At 62.0% G+C, this 16,410-nt stretch carries 17 protein-coding genes; 7 read left to right on the plus strand and 10 right to left on the minus strand.

Features of this window, described 5'->3' with window-relative positions:
- Nucleotides 1–129: 129 nt before the first annotated feature.
- Both AC1DYO_RS17560 and AC1DYO_RS17565 read left to right on the plus strand, forming a co-directional pair.
- A complete protein-coding gene (locus AC1DYO_RS17560; protein WP_477238491.1) occupies nt 130–582 on the plus strand; it encodes a MaoC family dehydratase in 453 nt (150 codons plus the stop codon).
- Nucleotides 582–1,463 carry an HpcH/HpaI aldolase/citrate lyase family protein gene (locus tag AC1DYO_RS17565; protein WP_477265390.1) on the plus strand — a complete coding sequence of 294 codons (882 nt, stop codon included), beginning with the start codon at nt 582–584 and terminating at the stop codon, nt 1,461–1,463. Before AC1DYO_RS17560 ends, AC1DYO_RS17565 begins: the two co-directional genes overlap by 1 nt.
- 58 nt (nt 1,464–1,521) lie before the next feature.
- On the opposite strand, the gene AC1DYO_RS17570 is transcribed toward AC1DYO_RS17565, so the two are convergent.
- Nucleotides 1,522–2,397 (minus strand): LysR substrate-binding domain-containing protein, encoded by an 876-nt coding sequence (locus tag AC1DYO_RS17570; RefSeq protein WP_477265308.1) that lies wholly within the window; start codon nt 2,395–2,397, stop codon nt 1,522–1,524.
- A 95-nt stretch (nt 2,398–2,492) separates the two neighbouring features.
- On the opposite strand from AC1DYO_RS17570, the gene AC1DYO_RS17575 reads away from it, so the two are divergent.
- Nucleotides 2,493–2,900: a tautomerase family protein gene (locus AC1DYO_RS17575; protein ID WP_477265310.1), complete on the plus strand. Its 408-nt coding sequence runs from the start codon at nt 2,493–2,495 to the stop codon at nt 2,898–2,900.
- A 1-nt stretch (nt 2,901) separates the two neighbouring features.
- On the opposite strand, the gene AC1DYO_RS17580 is transcribed toward AC1DYO_RS17575, so the two are convergent.
- Nucleotides 2,902–4,803, minus strand: coding sequence for a CASTOR/POLLUX-related putative ion channel (locus tag AC1DYO_RS17580; protein WP_477265312.1), 1,902 nt, complete (start codon nt 4,801–4,803; stop codon nt 2,902–2,904).
- A gap of 185 nt (nt 4,804–4,988) precedes the next feature.
- Nucleotides 4,989–5,573 (minus strand): nitroreductase family protein, encoded by a 585-nt coding sequence (locus AC1DYO_RS17585; RefSeq protein ID WP_477265314.1) that lies wholly within the window; start codon nt 5,571–5,573, stop codon nt 4,989–4,991.
- Between the two features lie 166 nt (nt 5,574–5,739).
- Between AC1DYO_RS17585 and AC1DYO_RS17590 the strand changes: the two genes are divergently transcribed.
- Nucleotides 5,740–6,705 (plus strand): hypothetical protein, encoded by a 966-nt coding sequence (locus AC1DYO_RS17590; protein WP_477265316.1) that lies wholly within the window; start codon nt 5,740–5,742, stop codon nt 6,703–6,705.
- Nucleotides 6,706–6,766: 61 nt separating this feature from the next.
- On the opposite strand, the gene AC1DYO_RS17595 is transcribed toward AC1DYO_RS17590, so the two are convergent.
- From AC1DYO_RS17595 to AC1DYO_RS17620, 6 genes are all read right to left on the minus strand, one after another.
- Complete coding sequence (locus AC1DYO_RS17595) at nt 6,767–7,708, minus strand: lysophospholipid acyltransferase family protein (RefSeq protein WP_477265318.1); 942 nt, start codon at nt 7,706–7,708, stop codon at nt 6,767–6,769.
- A gap of 84 nt (nt 7,709–7,792) precedes the next feature.
- Nucleotides 7,793–9,766: a threonine--tRNA ligase gene (gene thrS, locus AC1DYO_RS17600; RefSeq protein ID WP_477265320.1), complete on the minus strand. Its 1,974-nt coding sequence runs from the start codon at nt 9,764–9,766 to the stop codon at nt 7,793–7,795.
- Nucleotides 9,767–9,993: 227 nt separating this feature from the next.
- Nucleotides 9,994–11,757 carry an adenylate/guanylate cyclase domain-containing protein gene (locus AC1DYO_RS17605; protein WP_477265322.1) on the minus strand — a complete coding sequence of 588 codons (1,764 nt, stop codon included), beginning with the start codon at nt 11,755–11,757 and terminating at the stop codon, nt 9,994–9,996.
- Between the two features lie 167 nt (nt 11,758–11,924).
- Nucleotides 11,925–12,740: a class D beta-lactamase gene (gene blaOXA, locus AC1DYO_RS17610; RefSeq protein WP_477265324.1), complete on the minus strand. Its 816-nt coding sequence runs from the start codon at nt 12,738–12,740 to the stop codon at nt 11,925–11,927.
- Between the two features lie 156 nt (nt 12,741–12,896).
- Entirely contained in the window at nt 12,897–13,265 is a 369-nt protein-coding gene (gene yidD / locus AC1DYO_RS17615) for a membrane protein insertion efficiency factor YidD (RefSeq protein WP_477265326.1), read from the minus strand.
- A gap of 124 nt (nt 13,266–13,389) precedes the next feature.
- Nucleotides 13,390–13,551 (minus strand): hypothetical protein, encoded by a 162-nt coding sequence (locus AC1DYO_RS17620; protein WP_477265328.1) that lies wholly within the window; start codon nt 13,549–13,551, stop codon nt 13,390–13,392.
- 93 nt (nt 13,552–13,644) lie between these two features.
- On the opposite strand from AC1DYO_RS17620, the gene AC1DYO_RS17625 reads away from it, so the two are divergent.
- On the plus strand, nt 13,645–14,556 hold the full coding sequence (locus AC1DYO_RS17625) for a LysR substrate-binding domain-containing protein (RefSeq protein WP_477265330.1): 912 nt from the start codon (nt 13,645–13,647) through the stop codon (nt 14,554–14,556).
- Between the two features lie 2 nt (nt 14,557–14,558).
- Here AC1DYO_RS17625 and AC1DYO_RS17630 read toward each other — a convergent pair whose 3' ends face one another.
- Nucleotides 14,559–15,005, minus strand: a complete 447-nt coding sequence (locus AC1DYO_RS17630; RefSeq protein WP_477265332.1) for an iron-sulfur cluster assembly scaffold protein — start codon at nt 15,003–15,005, stop codon at nt 14,559–14,561.
- Between the two features lie 241 nt (nt 15,006–15,246).
- Between AC1DYO_RS17630 and folE the strand changes: the two genes are divergently transcribed.
- Nucleotides 15,247–15,882, plus strand: coding sequence for a GTP cyclohydrolase I FolE (gene folE, locus AC1DYO_RS17635; protein ID WP_477265334.1), 636 nt, complete (start codon nt 15,247–15,249; stop codon nt 15,880–15,882).
- Nucleotides 15,883–15,917: 35 nt separating this feature from the next.
- Complete coding sequence (hisI, locus tag AC1DYO_RS17640; protein WP_477265336.1) at nt 15,918–16,370, plus strand: phosphoribosyl-AMP cyclohydrolase; 453 nt, start codon at nt 15,918–15,920, stop codon at nt 16,368–16,370.
- The last annotated feature ends 40 nt before the right edge of the window (nt 16,371–16,410 follow it).

Raw genomic sequence — 16,410 nt, forward strand, 5'->3', positions numbered from 1 at the left:
CGGAAAGCTTCCGGCCCCAGGAATGACCCTAGGCAGAAAAGGTTTACGAACGGTTCACCATGTTTATTAACTGGCTTGCGGGTGGGATAGGCAGCGCTTATCAACCGTCAATCAGATGAGGAGGAAACAATGGCCGGGCTTTATCTCGAAGAGTTCGTCGTCGGCCATGTCTTCAGGCACACGCTGCGCAAGACCGTCACCGAGAGCGACAACATGCTGTTTTCGGTGATGACGCTGAACCCGCAGCCGCTGCACATCGACTTCGACTTCGCCGCCAAGAGCGAGTGGGGCAAGCCGCTGGTCAATTCATTGTTCACGCTCGGCCTGATGATCGGCATTTCCGTCAATGACATCACCGTCGGCACTACGGTTGCCAATCTCGGCATGAAGGAGACGGTGTTTCCCCACCCGGTCTTCCACGGCGACACCATCCGTGTCGAGACGACGGTGCTCTCGGTCCGGGAATCGAAATCGAAGCCGGACCGCGGCATCGTCGAGTTCGAACATCGCGCCTACAATCAGAACGACGTGCTCGTCGCCAAATGCACGCGCCAGGCGATGATGATGAAAAAGGCGGCATGATGCGCTCGCTGCTGTTTGTGCCCGGCGATTCCGAAAAGAAGCTGGAGAAAGGCTTTGGCGCCGGAGCCGACGTGGTCATCGTCGACCTCGAGGATTCCGTGGCGCCACAAAACAAGGCGTCGGCGCGCGAGATCGCGGCACGCTTCATTGCCGGCAACAGGCGGCAGACAAGCTCCGCCATCTATATCAGAGTCAACGATCTCTCGACCGGATTGACCGACGACGATCTGGCCGCCCTGGTCTCGGCCAAACCCGACGGCATCATGCTGCCGAAGTCGAACAGCGGCCAGGACGTGCAGCAGCTCTCCGCAAAGCTGCGCGTGCACGAAGCCGAGAACGGATTGCCGGACGGCGGCATAAAAATCCTGCCGATCATCACCGAGACCGCTGCCGGCGTGCTCGCGGCCGCGACCTATGCGGGGGCAAGCGCCCGACTTGCCGGCCTAACCTGGGGTGCCGAGGATCTGTCGGCGGCGATCGGCGCGCGCGCGGCGCGCGACGAGAATGGCCGCTACACCGATGTCTTCCGCCTTGCCCGCACCATGACCATCCTCGCCGCCGGTGCAGCCGAAGTCGCGGCGATCGATACTGTTTTCCCCGGATTTCGCGACATGGCCGCCTTCGAAGCCGAATGCACGGAGGCCGAGCGTGACGGCTTTACCGGCAAGATGGCGATCCATCCGGCGCAAGTGCCGGTCATCAACGCCGCCTTCACGCCATCAGCCGAGGCGGTGCGACGCTCGCAGGCGATTGTGTCGGCCTTCGAGGCGGCGGGAAATCCCGGTGTCGTCGGCATTGACGGCAAGATGTACGACCGCCCACATTTGCGGCTGGCCGAACGGCTTCTCGCGAGGGCCCGCGCAGCCGGGGTTTCCGCCTAGGCGCGGTTTTCTTCTAGGCGGCGCCGAATTCCGTGGCCGCTGCGAACATGCGGAAGTCCTACAATAAGCGGCTGTCCTGACCGGCCGCCTCTTTAAGCCACTGGACGAAATGCTCTGTCTTCGGTCTCCCCGACCGGGGCACCTGCACTGCATAAACGTAGTTGCTATCCACTGACCCAAAGGGGGCGCGCAACCGACCGCAGGCAACGTCCTCAGCCACCAGATGCCAAGGAGCTATTGCGACGCCGAGGCTGTTGAGCACAGCCTCGATAGTCATGTGGTAATGGTCGAAAATTCGGGTCCCACCAATTTCATTGAGCCCCTCCTTACACGTCAGACGCGTCCATTCGCGCCAGGCATCAGGCCGTGTCCGGGTTTCCAAGCGAGGCAGCGAGAACACATCAGTCCGGTCATCCACTGCAAGCGATGGCGCGACGACCAGCGCCAGCTTCTCGCGGAAAAGCGTTGAACAGTTTTCCGGCAGTGCTGCGTCCGGCGGCAGAACCAGAATCTGGGCATCGATGTGGCCGCGGGGGCGCCGGTCATCGGTTGCCAGACGCACATCATAGCGGGGATACTTGGCTGTAAAGTCGTGAAGGCGTGGAATAAGCCAGCGCATGGCAAAGGTACTGAGGCAGGCCACATCCAGAATGCTGCCATCGCCCCGGCCTATGATGCGAAGTGCGTCCTCGATCTGGTCGAATGCAGCAGTGAGGGCGAAGCCGAATACCCGTCCCTCTGCGGTGAGCTTCGGACGGTTTCGCGCTCCCTCAAATAGCGGTGCTCCGACAAACGCCTCAAGATGGCTGACATGGCGGCTAACCGCCCCATGAGTCACCCCGAGTTCTTCGGCTGCTGATGACATTTGGCCGTGCCGTGCGGCGGCCTCGAAAGCTCGTAGAGCGGCAACAGGGAGATTTTTACGATGTTTCATTGTGAGCCATACTCACGCTGAAACGGCTAAACTGTCAATAAATGGAGGGCATTGGGGATGATAGATCATGCCTCATTGGAACGATGAGGTCAGCCATGCCATTTGTCAGAACAGCGATGCCCAAAGGAACGGAGCAATCACGAAAGCTCGGGATCGTGCAGGGGATACACGAAGCCTTGGTCGAGGGCATCGGAATGCCGAAGGACGAGCTATTCAACCTTGTGACCGAATATGGAGACGGCGAGTTCTTCTATGATCGAAGCTTCAACGGCATTGCCCGTTCCGAAAACCTGATTGTCGTGGAAATCACGATGCGCAGGGGCAGAAGCGATGCCATGAAACGCGATCTCTACGCGGCCATCACCCGAAACCTCGAAGTGACGGCGACTGTGTCCCCCAAGGACGTCTTCATTTTCATGCACGAGAATGATTATTCGGACTGGAGCGTCGGAAATGGTGTGTTCGCTATGGCGATAGCCCAGCAACGCGGCACTGACGGTTAGACTAATCCCGCGCCAGCACGATGACCCGGTCCTCCGGCAGGTAGGCCAGCGCTTCCGACTTCAGAGGGTTGACGGTGACGCCGCCCAGCGCCCGCTCATCGACCTGCACGGCGCGGACGCGCCGGTACCCGATGGCGATCTCGCCACGCAGCCGCGCCGATTCCGCGATCGTCCAGAACGTTACCGGCTGGTCGATGGCGACATAGTCGCCGACCGGACGCATGTAGATTTCGGAGCCCTCCTCGTCGAGCAGGTCATCGAAGATCGCGGCGAGATACTGGTTCTCCGACGCCTGCGCCAGCATCAGGCTGACCAGCCGGTTGCTGACGACGAAGTCATCGGCCTTGGTCACCGCCGCAAGCTCGCGGTTGCGCACGTCGATCATCTCGCTGACGATGCTGATATGCGTGCCGGCATCGTCCGAGATCTTGCGCAGATGCAGCAGCGTCACCAGCGTGCGCGTATCGGCGGGCTGCGCAGCCATGGTCTCGCTGTAGCCGAGGACGAGCACGTGGTCGTAGGACGGCACGTCCAGGTTTGCCAGCGCTGCGCTGCTCGACGTGTCGGTGATGCGGCAGGACACCGACAGATTGTCGCCGACGACCGGCAGCCCGGCAACTTCCTGCTCGAGGCCGGGCGTATCGGCGGCGACAGTCAGGATCGAACCCGGCGCAACGTAGCGCGACAGTTCATAGGTGATGATCGGGCCGCGCCGGTTCCAGCCGAGGATCAAGGTGCGCTCCGGCTTCGCCTCGATGGGCTGATGGCGAAGGATCGCCGCGGCATCGATCTTGGCCGCCGCGCTACCCAGCTTGATGGCGGCATCGTCCTCGGCAATGATGATGGCGCGCATGTCCTTGCCGATCACCAGCTCCGAGGGCGGGTTGAGATTGACGCACCCCTTTTGGTCGCAAAGCCCGATCAGTACGCAATGCTCATACGCCATCACCGCCTCGCCGAAGGTCTTGCCTGTGAGATCAGGCTGTTCGGTCGTGTAGATCTCGCAGCCGTCGAAATCGAGCAGCTCCGAATAGACGCCGCTGAGACCCGACTGCCGGCTCGAATGCACGACGATGCGCGAGATCAGCTGGTCGGCCAGCACGAGTTGCACCTCGGCGCCGCCGACGACGCGGGCGACCTCGGCGTTCTTGCCGTCGCGGATCTCGGCGGCGACGTTATAGGGCGCCGTGCGCCGGTTCGGGTCGTTGGCCAGCGCCAGCACCGTCTTGATCACTTGCGAATCCGGATCGTCGCCGTCCGGCGACAGCACGATGACCGACCGCGAAGTCTGCGGGTTGACGATAGCGAGATCGTAGAGGTCAGTCGGGTCGCCGCTGCGGCAGATGATGCGTGTGTTGCCCAGTTTGTCGACCTTGGCCGCGATCTCGTCCTCCATCGCGACCTTGTCCATATTGGCCATGACGACAATGCGCGGATGGCGGCGGCTGGCATTGGCAATGACGAGCTCGGAGATGACGTCGAAGATCGACGGCGACCAGTTGAGGATGACGGTGTGGTCGCTCTCAAGCACCCGCGAACGGCCCTTGCGCAATTCATCGAGCTTGCTGTCGACGCCTGCGCTGAGCACGCCGATGAGAGCCGACACGACGAAGATGCCGGCAAGCGTGACAAACAGCATGACGAGGCGGAAGGCCCAGCCGGTGTCGCCGCCCATCGTGCCGGAATCGAGCGTACGCATCAGCGATTCCCAGAACGCTTCGAAGAAGTTCAGCGGTTCGCCACCCTCGGGCGCGATGCGCGTCACCGCAAGGAAAGCCGCGGCGGCGATGATGATCAGCAGGGAAGCGACGGCAAGCCAGCCGATCAGTGCGATCGGGCCGGCGGCCATGCTCTTGTCGAACCCGTAGCGCAGCCGGGTTGCCAACGAGTCTCGTTTCTTCATGCCGCAGACGCCCCCGCAATCCCAAGGTCGATGCGCCAGCGCATCGCCCAAGCCGCCCTCTTAGCGTGTGTCTGGATGAAGGGCATCGCTTTTCGCGTGTGCACGGCTACGGAATCCACAGGAATGTCGAACCCGCCACACGCGTCCGGCAAGCCGCCCTGAACCGGCTCACCGTGGCTGACCATTCAGCCGTTCCAAGGTCCCGCATAATCGGCATAGAGCTTTGCCGGATTGGGCCGCGGCCGTTCCGGCGCCGGCCCCTGGTAGGAGCCGATATGGATGAAGCCGACGACGCGTTCCTGCGGCGCCAACCCCAGCAGCGCCCTGCCCTCGGCCACGTCGGAATACCAGTTGCTGATCATGTTGGTGCCATAACCCAACGCATTGGCTGCGATCATCAGGTTCATCGCCGCCATGCCGCCGGACAGGAACATTTCCCATTGCGGGATTTTAGGATTTTCCTTCGGGCTGGAGACCACGCCGATCACCAGCGGCGCACGCGAAAACCGCGCCAGCTCCTGGTTGCGACGGTTTTCCGGCAGCGGCCCTTCGCGCTGTTCGGCAAGGGCGGCCAGCTTCCTGCCGATCTCGACGCGCGCCTCGCCGCGATAGAGGATGAAGCGCCACGGTTCCAGCCGGCCGTGATCGGGCACCCGGCTTGCAGCCGCGATCATGGTCGCAATATCGGCATCGCTGGGCGCCGGCTCCTTCAATTCAGGAATCGGTGCGGAGTTTCGGGTCAGCAGGAAGTCAATGATCGGCGACGCCATGGGGGCCTGGTCTCCTAAAGCACTCGATTTTGAGCTGAAGCGCGCCGTTGCGGATCGGGGCGGCTCGGGCATTGGCGCGAAAGCGCCGGACGAAAGAGCCTGTTGCCAAGGCGGATCGGACTCTTAAGCCTTGAAATTGCCACCGCCTTGGGCTTCAACGCAAGGTATGTTTGAGGGGACATTGCGCCTTTTCCTGATTTGGCTCGCCGCCGCGCTGTTGATGGTGCCGGCCTCGATGGCCATGGCGCAGAATGCCGACGGCATCTCCAATCTGAAACTCCCCGACATTTCGAGCTACGCATCGCCCAAGAGCGGGACGTCGCTGGCGCTCAGTGGCGGTGGCGCCATCACGCTGTCGGCCCAGCTTACCGACAAGGGCGCCGACATCACGCGCGGCATCGTCTGGCGCGTCTTCAAGCCCGAGGCCACCAGCGACGGCAAGCTGCCGATGGTGGCGTCCGCGCACGGCGGCACCGCGGTGTTCCAGCTCGAACCCGGCAGCTATCTGGTCCACGCCTCCTACGGACGCGCCGGCGCCACCAAACGCATCACCGTCGGCAAGGACGCCAGGCGCGAAAGCCTGGTGCTCGATGCCGGCGGCCTCAAGCTCGACGCGGTGCTGTCGGGCGGCGTGCGCATTCCGCCGAAAAAGCTGCGCTTTTCGATCTATGAGGGCACCGCCGAGGCCAATGGCGACCGCGCTTTGATCATCCCCGATGTCGAGCCGAACAGCGTCGTACGGCTCAACGCCGGCGTCTACCATGTCGTCTCCACCTATGGCGCGGTGAATGCCGTTATTCGCTCCGACATCCGCGTCGAAGCCGGCAAGCTGACCGAAGCCACGGTCGAGCATCGTGCGGCCGAGATGACCATGAAGCTGGTGCGCGAGACCGGCGGCGAAGCGATCGCCGATACATCCTGGTCGCTGCTCAACGAATCCGGCGACCCGATCAAGGAAGCCGTCGGCGCCTTCGCCTCGATGGTGCTGGCCGAAGGCCAGTACACCATCATCGCCAAGAACCGCGACCGCATCTACCAGAAGGATTTCACCGTCGTTGCCGGTCAGAACCAGGAAATCGAGGTCCTGGCCACAGAGGCGTCGGCAATCGATCCCGAGGAAGGCGCCGACTGACGGGCGCGCCAGCTTGACCTCAGTTTTGGCCGTTCAGTTGAAGTGGTAGTTCGGGCCTTCGTCAGGCTGCCTTGCGCATACGGCGCGGCAGGAAGTGGATGCGGCCACGCGGTGCGTCGGGGGCCGCCAGGTCAAAGACGCCGCGATGAAGACGGTCGAGCAAGGCCTTGCGGTCGCGCAGCGGCTCCAGTTCGTCCCACCGCAGCACATTGCCGACGCGCACGTCGATCGCCTTGCCGGACAGTCGCGCGAATTCGCGGATGAGCATCGAAAGGCGCAGCGTCAGCGACGCCTTGCCGACGAATTTCGCCACCCGCCCCTCACGCTCGGCCATGTTCATGGGACCGCTGACGAGATGGAACAGCCGGCCGTTCTGTCCGGAAAAATGCATCGGCACCACCGACGCCTTGGCATCCTGCACGAGGCGCGCCGGAAACATCTTCCACGGCAGGTCGCGCGCCCGGCCAAAGCCCTTCGGCGCGGTGGCGACGCCGCCGGCCGGAAATACGACGATGGTGACGCCCTCTTTCAACAGCCGCACCGCCTCGTGCCGCACCGCCATGTTGTTCTTCACCGCGTCCTTGGTCTCGGAAAAGTCGATCGGCAGTGAGTACGGTTCCATCTCGCGGATCTTGAGCAGATCCTTGTGGATCATGACGCGGAACGGACGCCCGAGCTGCTCGGCCAGCGACAGCACGGCAATGCCGTCGCCGATGCCGAACGGATGGTTGGCGACGATCACCAGCGGTGTGTCGGGCAGCCTGGCCGGCGGCCATTGATCGGCGCCGCGCACCTTGACGTCGATCAGCTCCAGCATGCGGCTGAACACCCGCTCGCCGGTCGGCACCACCTGGCGGCGCCAGAAATCGTAGAGCGCAGCATACCGGTCGCGCCCCGACAAGCCTTCAATGGAATGAATGAACCAGCGCGTCAGCGCCGGCTGGCTCGCATTGGCGTAGGAGAGCTCGGGAAACGGTCTTTCCCGCATTTTCAGCTTGAGCATGGGGGCTCGTTACAGGGTTGGCGTGACAGGCATGTGAAAATGGCGGTGGATCACTCCACCGCCTTTCCTGGAGATATCGACGGTTCAGGCCGCGCGCCGTCTCCGGTCAGGCGAAGTGGCCTCGTCGGACAGCGACTTGAGCGCATCGGCCAGCTTGAGCGATTCCTGGTCGCGCGAGCCGAGCCGGCGGATGTTGACTGTCTCCTCCTCCGCCTCGCGCTTGCCGCAGACGAGGATCACGGGAACCTTGGCCAGCGAATGCTCGCGGACCTTGTAGTTGATCTTCTCGTTGCGCAGATCGGCTTCGGCGATAAGCCCCGCCGCCTTCAGCTGCGCCACGACCTTCTTGGCGTAGTCGTCGGCATCCGAAGTGATCGTCGCCACCACCACCTGCAGCGGCGCAAACCACAGCGGGAAATGGCCGGAATAATGCTCGGTCAGGATGCCGAGGAAGCGCTCCATCGAGCCGCAAATGGCGCGATGCACCATCACCGGCTGCTTCTTTTCCGAATCCGAACCGATGTAGAAGGCGCCAAAACGTTCCGGCAGGTTGAAGTCGACCTGGGTGGTGCCGCATTGCCATTCGCGGCCGATGGCGTCCTTCAGCACATATTCGAACTTCGGCCCATAGAAGGCGCCCTCGCCGGGATTGATCGAGGTTTTGATACGGTTGCCCGAGCGCGTGCGGATCGTGTCCAGCACGCTGTTCATGATCGCTTCGGCATGGTCCCAGGCCTCGTCGGTGCCGACGCGCTTGTCCGGCCGCGTCGACAGCTTCACGCTGACCTCGTCGAAGCCGAAATCGGCATAGGTCGACAGGATCAGGTCATTGATGCGCAGGCACTCGGCGGCGAGCTGATCCTCGGTGCAGAAGATATGCGCATCGTCCTGCGTGAAGCCGCGCACGCGCATCAGCCCGTGCAGCGCGCCGGACGGTTCGTAGCGATGCACATTGCCGAATTCTGCAAGCTTTACGGGTAGATCGCGATAGGATTTCAACCCATGCTTGAAGATCTGCACATGGCCCGGACAATTCATCGGCTTCAGCGCGAACACGCGGTCGTCGTCGGTGTCGTCGCCGGCCACCGTCACCTTGAACATGGCGTCGCGATACCAGCCCCAGTGGCCCGACGTCTCCCACAGGCTCTTGTCCAGAACCTGCGGTGCGTTGACCTCCTGGTAGCCTTGCTCGTCGAGGCGGCGGCGCATGTAGTTGACCAGGTTCTGGAACATCTTCCAGCCCTTGGCGTGCCAGAAGACGACGCCCGGCCCCTCTTCCTGGAAATGGAACAGGTCCATCTCGCGGCCGAGTTTGCGGTGGTCCCGCTTTTCGGCCTCTTCCAGCATCGTCTGGTAGGCATCGAGTTCAGCCTGCTCGGCCCACGCCGTGCCGTAGATGCGGGTCAGCATCGGGTTGTTCGAATCGCCGCGCCAATAGGCGCCGGCCACCTTCATCAGCTTGAAGGCGTTGCCGATCTGGCCGGTCGAAGCCATGTGCGGGCCGCGGCAGAGATCGAACCAGTCGCCTTGGGCATAGATCTTGAGATCCTGGTCCTCGGGAATGGCGTCGATGAGTTCGAGCTTGTAGCGCTCGCCCTTCTCGGCAAAGACATTCTTGGCCTTGTCGCGCGACCAGACTTCCTTGGTGAACGGCTTGTTGCGCGCGATGATCTCGCGCATCTTCTTTTCGATCACCGGGAAATCGTCCGGCGTGAACGGCTCGTTGCGGGCGAAGTCGTAGTAGAATCCGTTCTCGATCACCGGCCCGATGGTCACCTGCGTTCCCGGCCACAGTTCCTGCACGGCTTCCGCCAGCACATGCGCCGCATCATGGCGGATGAGCTCCAGCGCGCGCGGATCGGTGCGGGTGATGATCTCGACCTTGCCGGACTTGCCGAGCGGGTCGGAAAGGTCGCGCACGGTACCGTCGATAGCGTAGGCCACCGCCTTCTTTGCCAGCGACTTCGAGATCGATTCGGCCAGGCCCGCACCGGTCATCGCCGCGTCGTAGTCGCGGACGGAGCCATCGGGAAATGTCAGGGAAACGGAATTCAGCATCAGGGTTCTCCTATCCAGTCCCGCAAACGAGCGCGGGTGGTAAAATGAGCCGGAGGCGCCAATTGGGCTGACGACAACAGCGCGCGGGTTTTAGAGGCAGCACGGCGTGAGGTAAAGGGCGCTGGTAGTCCGTCAGTTTGAATTCCAGCTGGACCTTTGCTATTGGTCTCGCTGATCGGGACGAGCAAGGTGCCATTTTGCAGCCGAAGGCCAGCCTGCACTTTCACTCATTCCCGCAGGCCCGCCTTGCGCAAGTTCTCGCGAAAATGTTCCAAGTCACTTGAATTCTTGTATGGCGCCATGTCCGAGGTCGTTCTCATCGTGATTGTGGCCCGTGGCTCCAGCTGCAAAACGTGCTCAATGGCCTGGTGCGCTTCGTCTTCGCTCCCTAACGCCGCATAACTCGCTGCCAGGTATAAGTATTGGTATACGGTGTCGAGGGTTCGTAGACCTTCCAACGCCGCGATCGCTTCATGATATCTGCGAACGTCGTAGTAAATCTGGCCAATCTGTAGAATGTACCACTCGGGGTAGTGAGGGTTGAGACGCATGGCCTTTTGCGCCGTCTCAAGGCCTTCCTGTGCCCTCCCGCAATAGCTTAGGCAGGAACCAAAATCCAACAGCACGTCGGCATCATTTGGATTGAGCTCAAGGGCGCGTTGATACTCAATGATAGCGCGTTCGTATTGTCCGCAAAATAGGCAATGCCCTGCGAGCGCATAGTGCCCCCATGCCTCGGCGTCGTCGCGTTCGATCGCCAAATTGGCGTATTTCAGGCCATTTGCCAGTGAGGCCTCGGGATTCTCGCTCCAACCGTCGTTTGCGTCGATCAAGTGCGTCCAAGCGAGCTTCGCAAACGCTTTTCCGAACTTCGGATCGAGTTCACCCGCCTTCTCAAAGAGTTCGCGAGCACGCAAGTTGTCCTCTTTTGTGTAACGGTTGAGAGACTCCATGCCGCGCACGAAATAGTCTAGGGCTTCAAAGTTCCGTGTGCCCGCTGCCTCTGGCCGCTCGCGCCAGACCTTTAACAGTCGCCCGCCATAGGCGGTGGCGAGACTGCCAATAATCCTTTCGGTCACATCGTCTTGTACGGCAAAGATGTCATCAATGCCCCGGTCATAGCGCTCTACCCAGAGATGCCGGCCAGTCTTACCGTCAATGAGCTGAGCCGTTATTCGGACGCGCTCGTTCGACCTCTGTACGCTGCCCTCCAGGATATAGCGGGCACCCAGCTCCCGGCTGGCATCCTGGATCTTTGTAGCTTTGCCCTTGTAGGCAAACGTCGAATTGCTCGCGATGACGAAAAGATCACGGAACCGCGACAGGCCGGTGATGACGTTTTCTGTAATACCATCCGCGAGATAATCCTGCTGGCGGTCGTCGCTCATATTGACGAACGGCAGCAAAGCGATGGAGGGCTTGTCAGAAAGCGAGGTCGGCGAAAAGGGGGTCGCGCCGAGCCCGTCGAGATGCACCGCATAAGCTCGCACGGGGCACTCAATATTTTTAAGTATCTGCTCACCAGTGTCGTCGAATTGCAGGTCAAGCCGGTTTCCGAGGTGATCTCGCACCGTGCCCGAAACTATGACACCTCCAACGGGAGCGATACCTTCGAGCCTTGCCGCCACGTTCACGCCGTCACCGAACAGATCCTCATCCTCGACGATTACGTCGCCGAGGTTGATCCCAATGCGGAATTGTATCTTTCGGGCCTCGGACAAGTCTGCGTTGCGACCCGACATGGCCCGCTGGATGTCGACCGCACAGGCCACGGCGTTCACTACACTTGGAAACTCGGCGAGCACACCATCGCCCGTCGTTTTGAAAATACGGCCTTTGTGCTCGGCGATCTTTGGGTCGACCAACCCGGCTCGGATTTCCTTCAGTGCGTCAAGCGTGCCGACCTCATCCCTGCCAATGAGCCGAGTGTAACCCGCCACGTCAGCGGCAAAGATCGCCGCGAGGCGGCGTTGGACGCGTCCTTCGGGCATGTAGTGCATCGCCTTCAAGAACAACAGGACAAGGATTGTACGGGCGACCGCCGGCCGAGTCCACGAGCCGAGCCGCCGTCGACTATCGTTTGTCACGAGCCAGGAATTCAAACTGAGACACTTCCGGAGCGCTCATTGGCGCAGCCGTCGGGAAATGTCGCGACAGCTCACCTCACCAGCTGCGGCAAATCATTCAGGAACGCCGCGCGTGTTGTAGGGCCCCTTGGCGTGTCGATCGGCTTGGTATCGACGACCAGCCGGGCAAAGACGATCCGGCGTCCACCCTTTTCGGCCCAGCCGACGAACCAGCCCAGCGAGCGCTTGTCCTTGCTGTTGCCGAGCCGGGTGCTGCCGGTCTTGCCCTGCACCGTCCAGCCGCCGGCCTGAAAACTCGGCAGGATGGCTTGGGTCATTTCATGCGCCTTGGCCGTAACAGGCATTTTGCCGGCAAGCAGCTGGCGCAGGAATTCTGTCTGTTCGACCGGCGATATCTCAAGCGACGAATTTATCCAGGATTGCGTGAGCCCGTTGTCCTTGCCGGCGTCGCCCGATACATCCATGTTGCCGTAGCCGAATTTCGAGACGTAGCCGGCAAAGCTTTCCGCACCGAGCCGGCGCACGATCTCGCGCGAATACCACACGATCGAGTCGCGCTCCCAGATCGTCGGGTCCACGGTTTTGCGGTCACGCTTCACGGCCTTGAACTCGGGCTTGTAGTCCCAGCTCGGCGTATGCGCGTCGGTCAGGATGCCGCTGTCATAGCCGATCAGCGCCAGCGGCACCTTGAAGGTCGACGCCGGGCTGACGCGCTGGTCGCAGACGCCGTTCTGATAGAGCGTCTCGCCGCTCGCCGCGTCCTGGATCACCGTGCACGCGACATCGCCGAGCGGCGCCGATTGTGCGCGCATCGGAAAACCCAGGAACCAGGCCAGCAGGAAGAGGACCGCAGCAATAATGAAGGGATGGGTTTCGATCCGACGCATGTGAGCTCTCCTGGGAATGACAGGAGGCGCTTAGCGAGTTGTCTTGGCTCGATTTTGACTCAAATGCGCAGTCTTTGTGCAGGCCGTTGTTAACCCTACCGGATCGTAAAGAAATGCGACCTTGACGATCTGAATCAGGGACCCGGAGAGTCGCCGTCAGGCCTCGCCGCGCTTCCTGCCGATCCGCCAATACCGCCATGGTGTGAACCAGACATAGCGCGGGGCAAGCACCTCGGGCACACGGTCGATGCCATGCGTGCCGAACGGGCCGCAGCGCAGCACGCGGAAAAGGCCCATCCAGCCGCCGGCCCACAGCCCATGCCGGGCAATCGCCTCATGCGCATATTCGGAACAGGTCGGTAGATGCCGGCAGGAATTGCCGACAAAGCCGGACAGCGTCAGTTGGTACAGGCGCACCAGCGACGTGCCGAAAAGGCGGCCAGGCGTCCTGCGCCAAGGACCGGGCCAGTTGCGCCCGCGCCGGGTCTGTCCGGCGGCATGCACATGCCGATGTTGGTCGCCCACCACGGTCTCTTTCTGAACGTGACCCCGAAACCGATTTCGGGATCAGCTTGCGTTTCCAAGCCGATAGATGTGAGCTTCGGCAGGCGAACGCAATCCCTCTCATTCGCGCGTCCCATTGTCGGCCTCATGGTCGAGAGCGGCGAAACGGGTGCCGCTCAGCCGGCGTCGCCCAGCGACTGACGCTCGCCGGCCGCTCCTCGCGGCACGGGTCATGCCGCCTGTCGCCACGCCATTGAAACGTCGCGATCCGCATCACATCGCCAAAGATTTCCAGAAACTGGATCATGTCCGTGTCTCCTCTGAGAGCGGATTAGACGCCCACTGGCCTTCGCCTTCAAACGAGTATAATTTCCGTTTCGGATAACTTTGGGTTATGCGAATGAAGCGCGGGCGGCTGCCTCTGACAGCGTTGCGAAGTTTCGAGGCAGCCGGACGGCAATTGAGTTTCAGCCGGGCCGCCGAGGAGCTGTTCGTCTCGCAGGCCGCCATCAGCCGGCAGATCCGCGAGCTCGAGCAGTTCCTGCGCCGGCCTTTGTTCCACCGCCATCATCGCCGCGTCGAACTGACCGAGGCCGGCCAGCGCCTGCTCGATCAACTGGTCAGGAGCTTCGACGACATTGACAGGCTGCTCTCGGACTTGGTGGCGGCCCCGGCGCAGTCCGTGGTTCGCGTCAGCGTCGAGCCATCGCTGGCTTCGGTATGGCTGTTGCCGCGGCTCAACCGCTTCAGCCAGTTGCGGCCCGATATCGACGTTTCCCTCGAGGTTGACCCAAGGCCGATCGAGTTCCGCAGCGATCAGCCCGAACTCGCCTTGCGCTTCAGCGCGCGCGCCACCTCATGGCCGCGCAGCGAGGCCGAATGGCTCGCCTCGACCGTCGATTCACCGGTCCTGTCTCCGGCCTTGCTGGCGTCAGGCCCTGCCCTCGACAAGCCGCTCGACCTTGCCCGCTACACGCTGCTGCACGAGGAAAACCGTCAGGGCTGGGCGCGCTGGTTCGAGGCGGCCGGCGTGGTCGCCGACGCCATTCCGGCGCGCGGCCCGATGCTGGCGGATGTGTCGCTGTCGAAGCAGGCGGCCCTGCTCGGCCACGGCGTGGCGCTGGGCGACCTCTTGCAGATCGGCGAGGAGATTGCGTCCGGCGCGCTGATCAAGCCGTTCGACATCGACGTCGCATCTGGCGCCTACTGGCTGGTCGCCAGGAGTTTGAAGGATCTGCCGGAACCGGCCAAGGCTTTTGCCGACTGGATCCGCAACGAATTTGCAGAAAGCCGCCGCGCTCTGGACGGATAGGGTCAAGCCGCCTGTTCGGCGCGTTTCTTCTCGATCTGGCCGATGGCATCGACCACGGCATCGAAGGTCAGCATGGTCGAGGCATGGCGCGCCTTGTAGTCGCGCACCGGCTCCAGATACCGGAGGTCGGCGAAACGACCTTCTGGCGGCGCGCCGTTTTCCTTGAGCATCTTCAGCATGGTGTCGCGCACCGCCCGCAACTCATCGGCACTGGCGCCGATAACATGTTGGGCCATGATCGAGGACGAGGCCTGGCCGAGCGCGCAGGCTTTCACATCATGGGCGAAATCGGTGACGACGCCATCGTCCATCTTGAGATCGACGGTCACCGTCGAGCCGCACAATTTGGAATGGGCCTTGGCGCTCGCATCTGGATGATCGAGCCGGCCGATGCGTGCGATGTTTCCGGCAAAACCCAGAATTTTCGCATTGTAGACATCGTCAATCATATTTTTCCAATCCGTCGCCGCCAAGCGAACAGCGATTGCCGCTGTAGCGTCTTTCATTCGCCGGGCACGACCATATATAATGCTGGCAGTCGGGTATCGACAAGGCAACGCAAAGCCACCGTCCTTGCCCATTTCGTTCACGCCGCTTGCGGGCTGGAAACAGGGCGAGTTTTCAGCACCCGAAAGGTCGTGGTCCGTTCAACTCGTTCCTCCTGAGAGAGGAACTACGGGAGACGCCTTTATGGATGCCGTCATCAAGAAAATCATGCCCCCTTCCGACTATCTGGACAAGCCGGTCACCGACAGGCCGAGCGAAGCCGAGGTCGAGGCCGCCGTGCGCACGCTGTTGCGCTGGACCGGCGACAATCCGGACCGCGAGGGTCTGATCGACACGCCGAAGCGCGTCACCAAGTCCTTCCTCGAAATGTTCAACGGCTATGACATGTGCCCGGCCGAAGAACTTGGCCGTACCTTCGAGGAAGTTGCCGGCTATGACGATCTCGTTATCGTCAGGGACATCCAGTTCCACTCGCATTGCGAGCACCACATGGTACCGATCATCGGCAAGGCGCATGTCGGCTATCTGCCGGACGGCAAGGTCGTCGGCCTGTCCAAGATCGCCCGCGTCGTCGATATCTTCGCCCATCGCCTGCAGACCCAGGAGGCCATGACCGCGCAGATCGCCGGCGTCATCCAGGATGTGCTCAACCCGCGCGGCGTCGCCGTCATGATCGAGGCCGAGCATATGTGCATGGCCATGCGCGGCATCCGCAAGCAGGGCTCAACCACGCTGACCTCGACCTTCACCGGCGTGTTCAAGGACACGCCCGAGGAACAGGTCCGTTTCGTCACCATGGTGCGCGGCCTCGGGGTGTAAGCCCCTCGCCGGCATCGTTAGATCAAGGACCGGCGATGTCGGCACTGGAATTCCCGAAAGCTCCATCGGACAAGAAGGCGCTTGAAGAAGGCGCGGTGTTTTCACCGCGCTTCGATGCTAGCGGCCTCGTCACCGTCGTGGTCACCGACGCCGCTGACGGCATGCTGCTGATGGTCGCGCATATGAATGCGGAAGCGCTGGCGCTGACGTTGGAAACCGGCATTGCCCACTACTGGTCGCGCTCGCGCAACGCGCTGTGGAAGAAGGGCGAAACTTCGGGCAACCTCCAGACCGTCGTCGAGATCCGCACCGACTGCGACCAGGACGCCTTGTGGCTTCGCGTCAAAGTGTTGGGCCACGACGCAACCTGTCACACCGGCCGGCGTTCATGCTTTTATCGGACGGTGGGGCTCAACGACGGCAAGGCAACGCTTGCCGACGATGGTAGCACGCCGCTGTTCGATGCGGACCAGACGTATCGGAAGTGAACCATTCAACAGTCGCAAGCCACTCATATTCACTATTTTC

It is taken from the genome of Mesorhizobium sp. P2_F5 (genome assembly GCF_056403715.1).